This is a genomic window from Candidatus Ponderosibacter sp. Uisw_141_02 (genome assembly GCF_048087665.1).
Taxonomy (GTDB): Bacteria; Pseudomonadota; Alphaproteobacteria; order Puniceispirillales; family Puniceispirillaceae; genus UBA3439.
The window spans coordinates 760,236-775,803 of the sequence record NZ_CP159807.1; the positions used below are offsets into that span (position 1 = coordinate 760,236).

Sequence of the window (15,568 nt, forward strand, 5' to 3'; positions counted from 1 at the left end):
CGATTATTAACTTACACATAAGTTTCACATATAAAATCAATCGTTGATTTAATTGAAGTTTTCTCATACAGTTACACAGAATGTTGCACAAACGTGTGACTACTGAAAATCATAGTAACTCTGCGAGCAAACTTGGCACTTAAAAAACAAAACTTTGCTGAAGGCGAAATAGCAATATTTGATGAAGCTTGTGTGTACAAGCGTGGCGAGTATTGGCAGTTTCGCTTGTGGTTGCCTAAAGAGAACAAGTACGCACGTAAAAGCCTACGCACACGCAGCGAAAGCACTGCTGTAGAGCGTGGTAAAGCAGCTTACTTAGAGATTTATGGCAACTTGCAGCAAGGCAAATCCTACTTTTCCATAACCACAAAAGAAGGTGTGGAGAAGTACTTGTCGTTTCGTATGCGTGACGTTGAACTTGGACACATCGTTAAGGGACGGCACACAACAATCGCAACGCATTTACAGCACTTTCTAAGCTTCATTGGCAAAGACACTAAGCTCAAAGAACTAGAACGCACTGACTGCGAAAACTACTTCTACCATCGCCACAAAAGCACCAACGGCAACGTCAAACAAGTCACAGTTCAAAACGAACAAAGCACAATTAATGCACTGATGAAGTGGCTGAATAAGAACGGCGAGACTCATATTGACAGCTTTGAATTTAAGAAACTGCCACGCTTAGATAAAGGCAATGAAGCTATTCGTCGTGCAACACTAACTAACGATGAATACGAAACACTCTATCGCGCTATGCGTACCTACACTGCCAAACACAACAAGCTAGATGATGCTGAACTTAGAGTGCGAAAAATCGTGCAGCACTACGTTCTAATCGCAGCTAACAGTGGTTTACGAGTTGGCGAACAGCGACAGTTACGTTGGAGTGATGTGCAGATAGAACAGCACAAAGTGAATGGCGAAGAACAAAAGCTAGCACGTATCCACGTTCGCGCTGAAACAAGTAAAGTGCGTACAAGCCGTACTTTCTTGTGTCGCAATGGACAGTACTTTGAACGCTTACAAGAGATATCTAAGTCTAAAAGTGCTGATGAGTTAATCTTTACAGTGGATAACGCTAACGAACTAAGCAAACGTACGCTGCTATACCACTGGCACAAGATGATTGAGTTAGCAGACATTGCAGATAGGGATGTGCGTGACTTAGTACCTTACAGCTTGCGTCACTTTATGATTACGCAACGTATTATGAGTGGCTTAACGTTTAGGCAGATAGCTGATATGTGTGGCACAAGCGTGGCGCAGATAGAAAAGACGTATTACCACTTGAATGATGAAATACGTTTAACCAACGCTGTAGCTGACTACAGACGTAGAGAAGATGGAACGATAGAGGTGTTGTAATGAAATACTCGATTGATGATGAAGGTGTAATAAGCGTCAAAGTACTTTACCCACGTGACATAGATGCGTCTGTTGATGAAATGAATAAACACGGATTTGACTTCGATGGATGGGATAGAGACGAGAAATCAGCAACTTTTTATTTAGATTATACCCATATCCTCTCGCTAACCGATGTTGATGAGGAAGAGTATGAGAACAACAGGAATGAACTTGAAGAGATTGCAGAGACATTCATGAAGGCATTAGCTGAGTACATTACTGAGATGTAATTAAATCAACTCAGCTGCATTACGCTTCATCTCATCGTTAACTGTTACGTAACGCTGTGTTGTTTGAATGCTTCTATGTCCAGCCATATCAGCTAGCACAAACACACTAACCCCTCTCTGACTAAGTGCAGTAAGCCAAGTGCGTCGTCCACTGTGTGACGTAGCACCACTAATCCCAGCACGTGCGTACAAGCGTTTTAGGTGCTGTGTAGCTGTATTTGCACTAAAGTGTGCTTGCTTCTGTGTAGAGAACAAATAACCGTGCTGTGGACGCTTTGTAACGCTGCTAACGTATGCTTGTAGTTGACGTTGCATCTGCTTTGGAAGAAATATCTTACGTGCTCGTTTTGACTTGGTACGTGCTGCATCTAGTGTCATTTCGTCTCGTACTGTGTCGTTTGCATCTAGTACGTCATCAAAGCGCAGTGCAGCCACTTCTCCAACACGTAAACCACACAAGTGCGTAAATAGCAGCATCGTACTGTCACGTAGTGGATAACGACTGCACGAATTTGTTACGTCTAGTAGCTGCTTGAGTTCTGTTTTGTTGAGAGTCTTTGCTTGTGCCATACGCCACCACCTAAATGTAATTTTTTCGTGCATATAGCGTATTTTCTGATGTTCTATTTGGGCAATCGAAATCTGCTTATATAAATCCATATGTATCTCAGTGACTTACGTGGAAATGTAAGATAATTGTAGTTTTCTTATATATTCTAAGTGCTGTTTAAGTGTCAGCTTCGCTAACACTACTTGTGCCGTTTGTTCTTTCGCATTCGCTCAATCTCAAACAACACAGCGTATTAATCTTCTTAACGTTATTGATGTGGCTCATTTAGATTGTGTTTAGCCATAAGAAGGCTTAAGCAGCCTTCCTACAGCCTAACAGCGTCTCATTTGAGTTGCTTATCAGCCACTGTGTATCAAGCCTTCTTAGTTTTACCTAAGTTTCGGTGCAGTTGGGCTGTCACCGTTTACTTGCCTAAGTACCAACGCAACTACGCAGCAATACACAGTGTGCTACGCAGCCCCTACAGTTTCATCATCCGTAGGCTTAGTGCGCTTCTTGTTTTATATAGCGATTACGAAGCTACCGCTGTTGTGCGTCTCTGCTAAAACGCTACGTGTGCTGACAAAATCCGATGGCTACAGCTTTCGCTGGCAAACTCTTTATCATTAACAAAGCACTATGTGCAGATAAATACACAGCAACATTAACAAGCTGTGCATATTGTTATTTATCAACTGAGGAAGAAATGGATGCAGAAAACGGTACTAAACGACGTATTTGAGTTATTGCAGCAGATAGGTGCTGTGAGCAGCGAAAGCGAATTCAGCAAAGATTGGCTATGCAGAAGCGAGTGCTACATGCGTACGCTGCGTTTTAAGCGTGTTAAACCAAGCGTAGGTACGTTAGCTATATGTGCAAGCAAACTACAGCACTACGGACGCTGTATGACGGCAACAGAACAGCATACGCAGCTTGGTAAACGTTTTATCGAACTTAGCGAACAGTGCCACAAGCAGATTAATACGGATGCTGTGGGGTGGTGGTAAGACGAGGTGAGGGTTTGACAACTAGCACTCTAGCTTCACATCAACAACCTCGTCATCCAAAATTGGGTTTTAAGCGTGAAAATTTCGTGCAGCAGTTTTCAGCGGTGGAGTACTTTTCATAGTTAGGTGGTGATTTTGCATCACCCATTTCTGCTAGTTGCTAAATAACAATATGAACAAGAGTGCCTTACAAGACATACAACAAGCATTGAACTCGATACGAAGCGAGATAGAACGGGTTGATGACGAGACAAAGTGGGCAGCACTTGAGTTAATGCTAGGCACAAGCCGCAGTGTAGTAGCACTCGCTAAGAAGATGGTAAAACCAGAAACAAAGACAGTCACACGCACTGTAGCTGTTCCAAAGACAAAGATAGTTACGCAGAAACCACAGCAGCAGACGACATCAAAAGACCCAGAACGAATAGACTTCACACCTATTCGTCCACAACCACCGTTACCAAATCAACAAGACAACAGAGAAAAACGTTAGAAAACCAGTCAAAAGTGCATGGTTCGTAGCTGTTTGACTATTTGATTGACACACTGACTGACTGGCATAGTGAGCCGCTATGCAAATACTTCTCGCTAAAATAAATGCTCTACAGTAAGCGTAGAAAAAACGTGCTGTTCATGCTCTCAACAAATCTATAATATAAGACTGATACTTAACCTACGGAGGTGTGAGATGAAATCTTACGACGAATTGAAAGCTGAAATGGAAGCAATTCAGCAGCAGATGGTTGAAGCTAAGAAGAACGAACGTGCTAACGCACTGAAAGAAGTAAAGCGTCTGTGTAAAGAGTTTGGCTTTACTGCTGGGATGCTTAAGGGTGCGCTTGCTAAAGGGCGAGGTGAAAAATGAAGAAGTTAGTGAAGCGAAACATCGTAAAATTCGTACAAAGCTTGGGGTATACAATTCAACCAATTCTCACTCAGCACCACAATATTGCTGTAGAACTTGATGACAATGATGTTGATTTGATTAAGTACGTACTCGATAGCGGATATACTATGACAAGTGTGCTTAGGCTTGTTAACACCTTAAAGTCCTGCAGATACGTAGTTGAAAATAAGATACCTGGTGATTTTGTTGAAGCTGGCGTATGGCGTGGTGGTAATGGGATTTTAGCCAAGAAATTATTTGACGAATTAGATTCTCAGAGACACGTTTGGATGTTTGATACCTTTGAGGGAATGACGGAACCAACCGAATTTGATGTAGCAGCTAAATCAAAAAAGCACGCACTTGGTAAGTATAAAAGAAGGCAATTAGATACGCATAATGAATGGTGTTTCGCATCACTAGAGGATGTGCAAGATAATTGTAGAAAATCAGGATTGAGAGTCGAAGACTTCAAATTCATAAAGGGTGATGTAAATAAAACCTTGTTGGAAAAACAAAATCTTCCACGTGAGATTTCTGTTTTAAGGCTTGATACTGATTGGTATGAATCAACCAAGACTGAGCTGGAAATCTTGTATCCGGTTTTGAGTGTTGGAGGAGTTTTGATTATTGACGACTATGGACATTGGGAAGGGGCACGGAAAGCTGTAGATGAGTACTTTTCAACGATGGAGTATAAGCCATTATTCAACGTGACTGATTATACTGGGAGATCTGCAATAAAGATGTAGTCAAAAGTTTGAATTGGTTTTACCCAATGATTGAGTGGCACGACAATCAAAAGATTCCAAGTAGTAACTTGCGTAGGTTGCTGCAAGAACGAGTTGGTAAAGCTAATCCACGCAGCGAACTGACTGCAGAAGAAACTAAACGCCTAGCAAAGTTAGAAGCGATAGCTGACAGACTTAAGCGTGGAGAAAACGTGCAAAATCGTCAGCTAAAAACGTGGTTAAGCGAAGAAGAATACGAACAGCTTGAGTGTGAGTGGCAAGAGCAACTTGAGCTACGTGAAGAATTTAAAGACAAACCCAGCGACTTGAAACGTTACGAAGAGAAGCTGAAGCAAGCTACCTTTGACTACAATCGTGCAGAAGGATATAGCAGTAAAGGCAAGCACTCTACTGCTAAGAAGTTCTACAACAAGAGTGAAAGCCTTTGCGAAAATGCGTTAGAGATACTGCAAGAAATTCTGCACTATAACAGCAGTCTTCGCATTTGGTTTGATAGAGATATCGACTTTGAAGTAGGTGGCGACTTGAGCGCAGACATAGTTTCACTGCCACGCTTAGTAACTTCTGGAGTCATGAAAAGCTGAGTGATGACAGCAGACTTACAAGCAAGCAGAACGTAAAGTTGGCTGTGGTTGAACGTGCAATGCACAACATTGGTAGAGACACAGCGCCAGCATCTAAGCCTACAACTTCTCCGCTCGATAAGTTTCTTAGCACTGACGACTAATCTTCGGATGACAGCCTTCTAACTCTGAAAGCATAATGCTTTTAGCTAACAAGGAGGCTGTTATGACTGTACTCGATACACTGAATTTCGTTGCGTTTAATCCACTTAAAAACAATAACCCTATCGCTATTCGTCGTCGTAAGTTGATAGCAAAGATTGATGAACAAATCCAACTTGCAGCAAATAAAGATTACACACCTACGCAACACAAGTGGGTTACTGACGAACATGGTAACCAACGCAAAGTAGAAGTTGCTAAACGAGTTAAGCGTTGGTGGACTGCTAGTGTTGATGGAAAGATAAATCTTGTAGTGCGCTATGGCAGCAAGCCATTAGAGTTTGCCAAAGGTAAGAATGCTATCGAACTAGGCAGTGAGGCAGAGGTGGCGGATGTGCTAGCTAAGGTGCGTGAAGCTGCAGAGCTTGGTGAGTTAGATGCACTGATAGAGAAGCAAGCGCAGTTTGGCAGACGAATGACACAAAAGAACAAGTGAACAGAAAGAACAGAAGAACGTGTGGTTTAAGCACGTTCTTCGTCTTACGATGTGCAACAAGCGATTGCGTAAACTATTGAATTGCAATAGTGACACAAGCGTAGATAAAACGTGCAAAGTGGATAGTGAGTTACACACCAGTTGTACATTAATTATTGATAGGTAGTAAATACATGATATTAAACAAGAAAATATTAACGTTACTACTGAGTGGGAGTAGATTAAAAATCACCAAGTCAAATGCTTGAGGATAAATCAAACGGCTTTATGTTGATCCGGCCTATCGCGGCAAGGCCATTGCCAGCAAGTTAATGGCTAAAATTGAACAGGCTACCATTGCTGAAGGCATTGCCATGGTGCGGCTTGAAACAGGGGTTTTACAAAAGGCAGCGATTGGCCTTTAAGAATCTTTGGGTTATTTGTCATATCCAGCCATTTGGCAGCTATCTTGATGATCCGCTAAGCCTGTTTATGGAAAAGCATCTTGTGCCATCGGCACTGGACTGACTGTTGATGCCAGTCTGAAAATTTGAATGATGGCCCCGTGATTTGGTGGATGTTGACAACCATTGTGGAGATCAGAGGTGTTGATACTCTTTGCCTATTTGACAGGCTTTGCCCTTAGTTTTTCATTGATTTTGGCCATTGGTTCGCAAAATGCCTTTGTCTTGCGTCAAGCGATTCTTCGCCAGCATATTGGTGCCATTGTGCTGTTTTGTGCGGTCTCAGATGCGCTGTTGATTATGGTTGGGGTTGGTGGATTATCGCTTTTAATTGCTGATTTTGTTGACCAACTTGCGCCATGGCTATTTGGTGGCGCGGCAATCTGGCTTGCCGGATATGGGGTTTTGCGCATGCGCGACGCGTTTAGCAATCAAGCATTGACCGCTGATGACCAGCCTGTTGGCAGCCTTGCCACAAGTCTTGGCATGGCCGCCATTTTGACCTTTGGCAATCCGCATGTCTATCTTGATACAGTAGTGTTGATTGGCACTGTATCATTGCAATTTGACGGCATGGCAAAAATAGCCTTCGCCGCTGGTGCCATGACGGCCAGTCTGGTGTTTTTTGTCATTCTTGGTTATTGCGGCTATTTGCTGTCGGGCTTTATGCGGCACCCAAGATCATGGCGGCTATTAAATTCAGTCATTGCGCTGATAATGTTTACGCTGGCGCTGGCCATGTTGCGTGCTGGCGGCTGGGTCTGAGTCAGCGGATCTAATTGGGCGGGGATCTTACCGCCCAAGTTCAAGATTAATCATTCAGATCTTCTTCAAGAATGGAAATCTGGACATGGTAACAGATCTCGCCGTCTTCAGTATCTTGAAACACTACACCGATAAATTCATCTTCCAGCATCAATTCGGCGGAATCATCCTTATTTTCACGACGCGCAAGCGTTAATTTATGATTGCCAAAACGCTGGCGTAAATAGCGTTGGACTTTTGCGGTATCACTGGCGTTCATCGGACATGCCTCTTATTTTGATTTGGCTCTGCTGAAAAAGTGAGCCGGATTGCCATAAATTTGTATCTTGTACACGACTACCTGATCATGCCTTATCAGGCAAGCCCAAGGGGATGTTTCATTTGCATTGACGCGTGGTTTTGCCGTAAATGGGCAAAGGGTGGGTCTAGATATGTCTGGCAATTTGCCCGCCGCCATGGCTTGGCCAGGCAGGGCGGGTGGCGATATCACGAGCCTGACAAAGGCTGCAACGCATGCGTCCGCCAAGTTCGGGAACTGGAAATAGCGACCCAAGTGCCGTTGCCAGCGGCACCGGATCAATGGTGCTGTTATGGCCGCAGCGGTTGCACCAGCAAAAAACTGACAATCCTTCATGAATCATATCGGCAAGCGTGGTTGGATTCTTTGGTTCGTCCAATGCGGTATGTTGCCGTTTATGCCAACCCATTTTAGACAACCTTTCACAAGCGGTCAGGCAGTGCCTTTGGCATGGGCATCGCGACCTTCTGATATTTGTTCATGTTTTGTTCTAATTTAGAAATATCTTATATATTAGATATGCGCAATAGACGAAATGAATCGATATGGTTTTCTGCGGGAAAAGACCTAAGCTTGAGCCAGCTGGTGGCTAGCCAGTGATCAGGCGTGGCAGGCGGTTGAAATAACTGACAATTTCCTGCATCGAGCTGCCTTTGCATAGAATTTTATTGCGATCGCGAAGGGTGAATTTCGGCGCTTCAGTTGGAAAGCGTTGTTGTTTTTCAACAACATAAAGCGGGGTTTCATGCGTATGCCGGAAAATCGAAAAGGCGGCGCTGCCCGGTAAATGATCAATGGCGTAATCGCGCCATTCCCCGCTGGCAACGCGGGTGCTATAGGTTGCTAGAATCTGTCCAAGTTCGCTTCGGTTAAAGAATAATGGTTTGCGAAGCTTTTTCGGGTTGGATATACGCTGCATATGGTTTGCTGTTACCTAGCTTTTAGTGGTGGCTGTTTTTCCTATTCCAAGTTATGTTGAGACAGCTTTCGGTTAAGGTCAATAAAGCACTGGCATTTCGGTAAAAAGAATTGCTATTACGGTGCCGGATAAATTGACCAATCGGGCTGTGGATAAACCTTAGGTATTCAGCAGTGAAATGCTGTTTTGACCGGAAGTGATTGTTGGGCGAATGGCTGATATTTTTGATGAGATTAATGAAGATCTGAAACGTGACCAAATGCAGGAATTATGGTCGCGCTATGGTAAATATGTAATCATTGCAGTTGCGCTGGTGGTTATTGGTGTTGGCGCACGTCAAGGCTATACGGCGTGGCAGGATCGTCAGGCAACCGAAGCCGCCGCGATTTACCATCAGGCGTTGAAAGCCGATGACAGTGCGGCTGCCCTCACAGCGCAGCTCGATACGCTAAGCCCGGGCTATGCGATGCTGGCGCAGTTCCGTATCGCTGCAAAACAGGCCGAAAACAAAGATTTTGATGCCGCCGAGGCAAGCTATCTTGCGCTTTCGACAGACCCTGATGTAAAGCTTCTTTATCAGCAAGCGGCAATTTTGCTGTCGGTCATGAACGCACCAGAAAGCCGCAAACATGATGAATTGGCCGCACGATTGACCTATCTTGAAAGTCAGGCTGGCCCTTGGCAGTCAATGGCGCTTGAACAGGCAGCAGGGTTGGCCCTGCGGTCGGGTGATCGCAAAGCGGCAATGGCCAAATATGAATCATTGGTAGGTTTGTCGGATATTCCGGCTGGGGTGCGTCAACGAGCGCGTCAGATGGTGCAAATTCTAAAAGGGTAATGCGTGGTGCATGGCGCTAGGCATTTATTTAAAAAGCATGAATCTGGCGAAACAAAGTCGGTTTCAAACGCATGCTAAGGGAGTTGTCATGACGGCAAGGGGAATCTTGATGAATGGTCGGTCTTTGCTGCGTCCATTATCGTTGGTGCTTGGCAAATCGCTATCAGCCGGATTTGTGCTGATTGCATTATCAGCCTGTTCAGAGTCTGAATTGATCCTTGATGGTGATCGTGTTGCCATCATTACGGCAAGCGATATGATCGCCGCTGATTCGGCGGCACTCGCCGAAGGCGCAGGCTTGCCTGATGCGATTGATATCCTGAATGCAGGCCATCCCGGGCTAAGTGCTGGTCATACTGGCGGTAATGTCAAAGCAGCCTTGCCGTTCAAGCGGGCTTGGCGCGCGTCAATTGGTGGATCTGGCAATGACTTGACCGAGCTTGCCCAGCCAATGGTGGCGGGTGAGCAGGTCTTTACCGTTGCGCCAAATGGCACAGTCACAGCTTTTGACATTAAAAATGGCAAAACTAACTGGCAGGTGAGTATTGAAGAATTTACCGATGATCCATTGCCGGGGATTGCTGGCGGGCTGGCGGTTCGTGATGAGACATTATTTGTTCATGCTGGTGGGCGCAGTCTGGCGGCGCTGTCGGTACAGGACGGGTTAACAATATGGTCAATATCACTGCGTTTTCCGGTTCGCGGCGGGCCAACAATAATCGGACAAGAAGCAATTGCCGTAACCGATCTTGACGGTAATGTTTTCGCCTATTCAACCAATGATGGTTCGCTTTTCTGGGAACGCGCCGGCTTGCCAGTGAATACGGTTGTTTATGGTGCGCCGTCACCAGCCTTTGCCAATGATCAATTGGCGGTGGCGGGTTATGGTGGTGATATCAGCCTTCTCGAAGCCAATTCAGGACAGATTATCTGGTCTGACACATTGGCTGCATTCAGCCCGCGTACTCCGCTTCAGCGGCTTGGCGACATTCGGGCGCATCCTGTTTTTGATGGCGGCCTTGTTTTTGCGGTCTCGCAAGCAGGGCAAATCGCGGCGTTTAATGCGCGGTCAGGCTTGTTGATTTGGGATCAGCCGATTGGCGGTATTGAAATGCCGTGGGTCGCAGGCAAATCACTGTTTCTACAAACCATTGAAGGACGGCTTTATGCTTTGCGCCGTACTGATGGCGCGGTGCGCTGGATTGCCGATTTGCCCGGCGCCTTGCCAAATGGTGTTGTCGCATCCGAAGACATTTCGCGTTATGTCGGGCCGGTCGTTGTTGATGGTAAGGTTATGGTCATTTCAAAATCGGGAAGCCTTTTTGCCTTTGATGCTGATACCGGTGATGGCGGCAAGACCATTGATGTTGGAACCGATGTTGTGACCGCACCTCAATTGGCAAGCGGCATGATGTTTGTCCTAAGCGGCAATGGCACGCTTACGGCTTTTGAATAGGATCGTTATTATTTTATGACTGTTACTTTTGCCATTGTTGGCCGCCCAAATGTTGGGAAATCAACGCTGTTTAACCGGTTGATTGGCCGTCAGCACGCGATTGTTGACGACCAGCCAGGGGTGACGCGTGATCGCCGCGAAGGACAGGGATATCTTGCCAGCTTGGCCTTTGCCGTTATTGACACGGCCGGTCTTGAAGAGGCTGATGACGGCTCGCTTGAGGCGCGGATGCGCCGTCAAACCGAAATGGCCATTCGCGATGCCAATATCACTTTGATGGTTGTCGATGCCAAAGCTGGGGTCACGCCGGTTGATAAATTTTTTGCCAGCGAAATCAGAAAATCGGGCGCGCGGGTCGTGCTGTTGGCGAATAAATGCGAGGGCAAGGCGGGCGCTGCTGGCCTGTCGGAGGCATGGGCGCTTGGGCTTGGTGAGCCAGTGCCAATTTCAGCAGCGCATGGCGAGGGGCTTGTCGATTTGCATGATGCCATGCTGGCGGCAGCGCAGGCCATTGGGCTTGGCGATGTTCTGACCGGCGATGCTGATGATGATTCTGATGACCATTTATTCACCGATGCTGATGGGCTTGATGAAAAGCTGGATGCCGATGGCAATCCCATTGATGTTTGGCAGGATGAACAGGTCAACCAGCCAATGCGTATTGCCATTGTTGGCCGCCCAAACATGGGAAAATCAACGCTGATCAACAGCTTGATTGACGAAGACCGTTTATTGACCGGCCCTGAGGCGGGAATTACGCGCGATTCCATCGAAGTGCCATTTCAATGGCATGGCAAGCCTTACAAGCTTGTTGATACGGCCGGAATGCGTCGGCGGGCGCGGATTGCCGACAAGGTTGAAAAGCTGATGGTCGATGATGCGTTGCGCGCGGTTCAATATGCCCATCTTTGTGTTTTATTGATTGATGCTAACGAAGAAATTCACAAACAGGATCTAACCATTGCCCGCCTGATCGAGGATGAAGGCCGAGCGATTGTTATCGGGGCGAATAAATGGGATGCGGTTCGCGATAAACAGGCGGCAAGCGGCCAGATTTCGGATCGGCTGCAAACCTCGCTTGCGCAATTGCGCGGCGTTCCGGTTGTGCAAATGTCAGGGCTGCATAAAAAGGGTCTTAGCAAGCTGCTTGACGCGGCTGATGAAATGTATAGCATTTGGAATACGCGCATTTCCACCGGCCGGTTGAATCGGTGGCTTGATACGATGCTCGAAGCGCATCCGCCGCCATTGGTCGAGGGGCGCCGGCTTCGCATTCGCTATATGACCCAGATTAAAACCCGCCCGCCGACATTTGCATTATTTGTCAGTCGTCCGGCTGATCTGCCGGAAAGCTATCTTCGCTATCTGACAAGCGGGCTGCGGGCTGATTTCGGATTGCGCGGCGTGCCAATCCGCATGGTGATGCGCAAGCGCGAAAACCCGTTTGCGCCAAGCTAGGCTTTGGCCAATTTATCTGATAATACCGCCCCGATACGCGCCAGAAGGGCGGCGATATTTTCGCTTCCCTGCTGATCAAGCGTATATTTGCGCGTCATATAGAGGCGGCGGTTGATCTCGATCTGGATTGATTGCTGGCATGTGGCGGCGCGGCCGTAATTTTTGGTGATATAGCCGCCGGCATAAGGGTGGTTCCAGGCAAGGCTATAGCCAGCCTCGGTAATGATTTTTGCCAAAAGATCGCCAATTGCCGGATCAAGCGTGCTGTGATGCAGATCGCCAAGCACGAAATCGGCAAGCGGTTTGTCATGCTGGTCATGCGATGGCATTGAATGGCAATCAATCAGTAGAGACCGGCCAAAATGGCTATGGGCGGTGGCTAATGCGGCTTGCACCGCCTGATGATAGGGTTTATGGACAAGCGCGATGCGGCTTTCCACCTCATCCGACGGCAGTAATTGCCGATGGATCACCTCACGCGCGGCGGTTAGGCGCGGCAACAGCCCATAACCAGCCCGAACATGGCGTGATGCGGCGGCGGCGGTATTGGCCGCGGCTGGCGGCGAGGTAAACATGGCAGTATCAAGCGCATCAACCGGCCGGTTTACATCGATATAGGCACGCGAAATCTGGTTATTGATACAGGTGATGCCATGATCGCGAACGCTGCCAATCAATTGATCAACAGCAAAATCTTCAAGCCCGCGAAGGGCATTTACGTCGGCAATGCTGGCAGCGATAAATTCGGCCGGATAAACCCGTCCCGCATGCGGCGATGACAAGACCACCGCGCTTGGTTGGCAATGCGATGGAGGGGTCAAGATTTCGGCAGCGGTAAAATGCGGCGCGGCAAGCGCGACCAGCGGCAGGATTACCGGCCCCAAATCATCGCGTCTTGATGCGGCTGTTGACGCAATCGGCGCGGGATTATGGGTGGGGGTGATTTCGGGATCGATCGCGGGATCGATCGCGGTATTGTTGGCAGGATTAACCGCAATATGGGCATCTGACTTTGGCGCGGTTACTATGCTCATTGGTGCAGTCTAACTTGCGATTGTGATGGCGACAATAGCCAAGTTTTGCGCCGCCTTGGCATTTGCCCCAATTTGACGGCAGGTTTTGTGATATCTGACCGGCATTGGCCGAAAAAAGGCTTGATATGACCGGCCGGTTGGTGCAGATATAGCCGGTGGCCAGCGTTACCGCGCACATGGCTCGCCGGTTGGCACAAAGCCAGCATCAACATGATTGTTATGCTGGTTTGATTGGCCGACCATATGAAATAGTGTGGGGGTGTAGCTCAGCGGGAGAGCACTTCGTTGACATCGAAGGGGTCACAGGTTCAATCCCTGTCACTCCCACCATTTCCTACAATATATTTTTGAAGCCGAGCGTCAGTTTTAGTGTTTAAATGCTTCCTATGATTTCAATGGGCGTTGCTCATTTGTCAAATTGCAACTAGCTTGGCAATCTAACGAACAAAGGCGGACGCGTTATCGAGATGCGCGAGCATCGTTCATTTATTGCCTCTTGATGTATTGAAGGTTGAAAATGAGAGTGATCAGATTTTTTATAGGCTTTGTCTTACTGTTTTCATTTCAAGCTCAACTGTCTTTTGCTGACGAGGAAATCATCTGCAGAGTAAAAGGTTCTGGACAGAAAGTTTTTCGTCTTGAAAGCGGTTTCTTTTCATCTAGTGTTTTTGTCAAGAACAGTTCTGGCCAATTTGTTGATTGGTGTCCGGAGACTGACTCACAAAAGCCGTCATTTGGCCGTGATACTGCGATTTGTAAATTTTCTGGTACTCGGTTAGGAAGCAAACTTGCTTGGGGCGAGACAGTAATCAATTTTGCTCAGCCGTCTTGGAATAGGCGTTATCGTTACGCTAAGCTAGGCCAAACTTGGAAAGAATCTCAGCCCGGTGGTAGGGAACGTGCAACTTGCAGGTTCAGGTAGTCCTCAGAGCAGGGTTTTTGCTGGATAATGTGGTCATAGTGTAGACACGCCAACTACATCATTAGCAAAGAAATATAAATAAAAATATTAAAAACAGTAAGTTAATTATATATTTCAGCGGGAAGCACTTCGTTGACATGAAGGGGTCACAGGTTCAATCCCTGTCACTCCCACCATTTCCTTCAAGAGATTTTTGCAGCAGAGCGTCAGTCTTGGCGCTTTTTTGTTTTCCGGCTTGTGTATCTTGAATTTCTCTAGAAAAACGCCTACTGGGGCGTGTTTCGCATCCAGTCAAGGAATTGATTAAGTTGGAAAAATTATTGGCTATTTTAGTTTTTATGGGCGTTCCAAAATTTATCTCGTGCTCCCAAGGAAAACGAGCTAATTTTTTAACTGCTATTCGCCTTTAATAATGTCTTCAAGGAAGCAAAACGAGAAAGAAACAACAATTAAAATGACGGCGGCTAGAAGGGAGAATTGGAGCACCGCATTAGAAATACCGCATGAGGCGATAAAAAATAGCACCTTTCTCTCACTTTTTAAGGCGCTGACTTCTTTGTGTAATTTATCGATTTGTGCGGTCAGTGAGCCCGTACTGTTGTAGTTGGTCATTGCGTCCCTCTGCCAAATTCTAAAATCGTTTTCAAATCAGAAACTAAAAGCGTGCGTCACCAAAAATTATTGATGACGCACGCAGTGGTGTCGGCGGATAGCCGGTGCATCGCTCGCAACTTTATTGCCAATTTTGCGTTTTAAAACGAACAAGGCACTCAATTTGAGTGTGACCCTCCCAACTTAAGAAAATGACTGGCGCAAATGCTGTTCGCAAGTAACGCTGATATGTCTGTCCCATCGTCACTAACTGGCGACAAATTGACGGTTGGGATTTTGGCTCAAGTTTGCCTGATATCAGTTAGCTATTGTCGATGGACTTTTAAATATTTGGCTCTCTCCAGTATTTTTCTGCGAGTGAATTTGCGTCGCTTATCCTCAAAGCAAGCCCTCCAATGATTGCATTGCATCTTGGATCAGCTTGAGCCATTTTTGCGCGAAACACCGGCTCATCCAGCTTGATGAGCATCGCGTTGGTCTTTGCTCTAACAGTCATAGTCCTTGGTTCTGAGGTGATGAGGCCAACTTCGCCAAACAATTCACCCTCGCTTAGAACACCCAGGACCATTCCTTGTTTACTCTCTATTTGGACAGAGCCACTATGCACTAAATAGAAGCTATGACTTGCATCATTGACATTGTAAATAATATCACCTCCCTTAACTGCTATTTTGGCAAAATTTTTTAAATTTATCGGCTTCATTAGCTTTCCTCCCCAGAGGCTACCCTGTCGCATAAAGTGACTGAAAATAAATGCTGGTCAAGTC

Annotated in this window: 19 protein-coding genes and 1 tRNA gene; 13 read left to right on the forward strand and 7 right to left on the reverse strand. The window is 46.5% G+C overall.

The window, feature by feature from the left end:
- The first annotated feature begins 132 nt into the window (after positions 1-132).
- A complete protein-coding gene (locus ABXT40_RS03855; RefSeq protein ID WP_443646522.1) occupies positions 133-1,368 on the forward strand; it encodes a tyrosine-type recombinase/integrase in 1,236 nt (411 codons plus the stop codon).
- Complete coding sequence (locus tag ABXT40_RS03860; RefSeq protein ID WP_443646523.1) at positions 1,368-1,640, forward strand: hypothetical protein; 273 nt, start codon at positions 1,368-1,370, stop codon at positions 1,638-1,640. The genes ABXT40_RS03855 and ABXT40_RS03860 overlap by 1 nt, the downstream gene beginning before the upstream one ends.
- Here the strand turns inward: ABXT40_RS03860 and ABXT40_RS03865 are convergent, their stop codons facing one another.
- Entirely contained in the window at positions 1,641-2,300 is a 660-nt protein-coding gene (locus tag ABXT40_RS03865) for a tyrosine-type recombinase/integrase (protein ID WP_443646524.1), read from the reverse strand.
- 600 nt (positions 2,301-2,900) lie between these two features.
- Between ABXT40_RS03865 and ABXT40_RS03870 the strand changes: the two genes are divergently transcribed.
- The 7 genes from ABXT40_RS03870 to ABXT40_RS03900 all read left to right on the forward strand — a co-directional run bounded on the left by ABXT40_RS03870 (position 2,901) and on the right by ABXT40_RS03900 (position 7,264).
- Positions 2,901-3,197: a DUF6626 family protein gene (locus ABXT40_RS03870; protein ID WP_443646525.1), complete on the forward strand. Its 297-nt coding sequence runs from the start codon at positions 2,901-2,903 to the stop codon at positions 3,195-3,197.
- 688 nt (positions 3,198-3,885) lie between these two features.
- A complete protein-coding gene (locus ABXT40_RS03875; RefSeq protein WP_443646526.1) occupies positions 3,886-4,062 on the forward strand; it encodes a hypothetical protein in 177 nt (58 codons plus the stop codon).
- On the forward strand, positions 4,059-4,835 hold the full coding sequence (locus tag ABXT40_RS03880; RefSeq protein ID WP_443646527.1) for a TylF/MycF/NovP-related O-methyltransferase: 777 nt from the start codon (positions 4,059-4,061) through the stop codon (positions 4,833-4,835). The genes ABXT40_RS03875 and ABXT40_RS03880 overlap by 4 nt, the downstream gene beginning before the upstream one ends.
- 26 nt (positions 4,836-4,861) lie before the next feature.
- Positions 4,862-5,419, forward strand: a complete 558-nt coding sequence (locus ABXT40_RS03885) for a hypothetical protein (protein ID WP_443646528.1) — start codon at positions 4,862-4,864, stop codon at positions 5,417-5,419.
- 178 nt (positions 5,420-5,597) lie between these two features.
- Positions 5,598-6,056, forward strand: a complete 459-nt coding sequence (locus ABXT40_RS03890; RefSeq protein WP_443646529.1) for a DUF6641 family protein — start codon at positions 5,598-5,600, stop codon at positions 6,054-6,056.
- Positions 6,057-6,310: 254 nt separating this feature from the next.
- On the forward strand, positions 6,311-6,460 hold the full coding sequence (locus ABXT40_RS03895) for a GNAT family N-acetyltransferase (protein WP_443646954.1): 150 nt from the start codon (positions 6,311-6,313) through the stop codon (positions 6,458-6,460).
- 180 nt (positions 6,461-6,640) lie between these two features.
- Entirely contained in the window at positions 6,641-7,264 is a 624-nt protein-coding gene (locus ABXT40_RS03900; RefSeq protein ID WP_443646530.1) for a LysE/ArgO family amino acid transporter, read from the forward strand.
- Between the two features lie 46 nt (positions 7,265-7,310).
- Here the strand turns inward: ABXT40_RS03900 and ABXT40_RS03905 are convergent, their stop codons facing one another.
- The 3 genes from ABXT40_RS03905 to ABXT40_RS03915 all read right to left on the reverse strand — a co-directional run bounded on the left by ABXT40_RS03905 (position 7,311) and on the right by ABXT40_RS03915 (position 8,481).
- Positions 7,311-7,523, reverse strand: coding sequence for a DUF3126 family protein (locus ABXT40_RS03905; protein ID WP_443646531.1), 213 nt, complete (start codon positions 7,521-7,523; stop codon positions 7,311-7,313).
- 166 nt (positions 7,524-7,689) lie between these two features.
- Positions 7,690-7,971: a hypothetical protein gene (locus ABXT40_RS03910; protein WP_443646532.1), complete on the reverse strand. Its 282-nt coding sequence runs from the start codon at positions 7,969-7,971 to the stop codon at positions 7,690-7,692.
- Positions 7,972-8,151: 180 nt separating this feature from the next.
- Complete coding sequence (locus ABXT40_RS03915; RefSeq protein ID WP_443646533.1) at positions 8,152-8,481, reverse strand: DUF2794 domain-containing protein; 330 nt, start codon at positions 8,479-8,481, stop codon at positions 8,152-8,154.
- 211 nt (positions 8,482-8,692) lie between these two features.
- Between ABXT40_RS03915 and ABXT40_RS03920 the strand changes: the two genes are divergently transcribed.
- From ABXT40_RS03920 to der, 3 genes are all read left to right on the forward strand, one after another.
- Positions 8,693-9,319: a tetratricopeptide repeat protein gene (locus ABXT40_RS03920; protein WP_443646534.1), complete on the forward strand. Its 627-nt coding sequence runs from the start codon at positions 8,693-8,695 to the stop codon at positions 9,317-9,319.
- A 109-nt stretch (positions 9,320-9,428) separates the two neighbouring features.
- Positions 9,429-10,775 (forward strand): outer membrane protein assembly factor BamB family protein, encoded by a 1,347-nt coding sequence (locus ABXT40_RS03925; RefSeq protein WP_443646535.1) that lies wholly within the window; start codon positions 9,429-9,431, stop codon positions 10,773-10,775.
- A 15-nt stretch (positions 10,776-10,790) separates the two neighbouring features.
- Positions 10,791-12,233 (forward strand): ribosome biogenesis GTPase Der, encoded by a 1,443-nt coding sequence (gene der, locus ABXT40_RS03930; protein WP_443646536.1) that lies wholly within the window; start codon positions 10,791-10,793, stop codon positions 12,231-12,233.
- On the opposite strand, the gene ABXT40_RS03935 is transcribed toward der, so the two are convergent.
- On the reverse strand, positions 12,230-13,267 hold the full coding sequence (locus ABXT40_RS03935; protein WP_443646537.1) for an N-formylglutamate amidohydrolase: 1,038 nt from the start codon (positions 13,265-13,267) through the stop codon (positions 12,230-12,232). The genes der and ABXT40_RS03935 overlap by 4 nt on opposite strands.
- Before the next feature lie 255 nt (positions 13,268-13,522).
- On the opposite strand from ABXT40_RS03935, the gene ABXT40_RS03940 reads away from it, so the two are divergent.
- Positions 13,523-13,597 (forward strand) — tRNA-Val (locus tag ABXT40_RS03940).
- Between the two features lie 988 nt (positions 13,598-14,585).
- Here ABXT40_RS03940 and ABXT40_RS03945 read toward each other — a convergent pair.
- Positions 14,586-14,801, reverse strand: coding sequence for a hypothetical protein (locus ABXT40_RS03945; RefSeq protein ID WP_443646538.1), 216 nt, complete (start codon positions 14,799-14,801; stop codon positions 14,586-14,588).
- A gap of 322 nt (positions 14,802-15,123) precedes the next feature.
- A complete protein-coding gene (locus ABXT40_RS03950) occupies positions 15,124-15,504 on the reverse strand; it encodes a cyclic nucleotide-binding domain-containing protein (RefSeq protein ID WP_443646539.1) in 381 nt (126 codons plus the stop codon).
- Positions 15,505-15,568 lie beyond the last annotated feature (64 nt).